This window comes from Rhodococcus sp. A14 (genome assembly GCF_011603105.1).
GTDB classification, from domain to species: Bacteria; Actinomycetota; Actinomycetes; order Mycobacteriales; family Mycobacteriaceae; genus Rhodococcus_F; species Rhodococcus_F opacus.
The window spans coordinates 1-1,052 of record NZ_JAAOQS010000277.1 but is presented as its reverse complement, the minus strand read 5'-3'; the positions used below and the strand labels follow the sequence as shown (position 1 = coordinate 1,052).

2 protein-coding genes are annotated in these 1,052 nt (G+C 69.7%); both read right to left on the bottom strand.

Annotated features, from left to right (window positions below):
- A partial coding sequence (locus G9373_RS45375) for an NAD(P)-binding domain-containing protein (protein WP_167121351.1) occupies positions 1 to 178 on the bottom strand: 178 nt, incomplete at its 3' end.
- 32 nt (positions 179 to 210) lie between these two features.
- Positions 211 to 1,052, bottom strand: an 842-nt coding sequence (locus G9373_RS45370) for a 3-hydroxyisobutyryl-CoA hydrolase (RefSeq protein ID WP_167121348.1), incomplete at its 5' end; no start/stop codon positions are given.

Sequence of the window (1,052 nt, the reverse complement as noted above, 5' to 3'; positions counted from 1 at the left end):
CCACCTCACGCACCGCCTCCACGGCCGAATCGGCGACGGTGACACCGTCTTTCACTGCCTGTTCGAGAGCGGCGGGCGCGAGGTCGAAACCGACCACCGTGTGCCCCGCCTTGACGAGGTTGGCCGCCATGGGACCACCCATGTGGCCGAGTCCCAGAAATCCGACGGTAGTGCTCATAGCAGTCCCTCCTGGACGCGTGTAGCTGGTGGTCAATGCTGCGGCTGCGGGGCCGTCAGGCCGAGTTCGAGGTCGCCGAGTGGTGCGAAGAACGCGTCGACCTGCGCCGGGTCGACCTCCTCGATGGTGGCGGGCGACCACTGCGGGTTGCGGTCCTTGTCCACGACCTGCGCCCGGATGCCCTCGACGAGGTCGGGCGAGTTCAGGCAGGCGACGGACACCCGGAACTCGTCGTCGAGGACTTCCTCGAGACTGCCGGCCTGCCGGGCGCGGCGCAGCGATGTCAGGGTGACCGCGCACGCGGTCGGCGACTTCGAGCGCACCTGCTCGGCCGCCTTCTGAGCCTCGGGCACCCCACTGCCGCGCAGGCGGGCGACGATGTCGGCGACACTGTCGGCGGAGTACGCGGCGTCGATCCAGCCCTGCTGGCCCAGCAACTCCGATGCCGGTGCCGGTTCGGTGAACGCGCCGAGCGCCTCCTGAACGGACGTCGTCGACAACGCGTCGATGAACTGCTCGATCTTCTCCGACGGGATGAAGTGGTCGGCGAACCCGCACGCGATCGCGTCGCCGGCGCTGAGCCGGGCGGTGGTCAGGGCGATGTGGGTGCCCAACTCGCCCGGGGTGCGGGCGAGCAGGTAGGTGCCGCCGACGTCGGGGACGAAACCGATCCCGGTCTCGGGCATCCCGATCATCGACCGTTCGGTGACGATCCGCACGCTGCCGTGCGCCGACACCCCGACCCCACCGCCCATCACGATGCCGTCCATGATCGCCACGTACGGCTTGCCGTAGCGCGCGATGGCCGCGTTGAGGAGGTACTCCTCGCGCCAGAACTCCCGCGAACCGGTGCCCCCGTCCTTCGCGTCGTGGT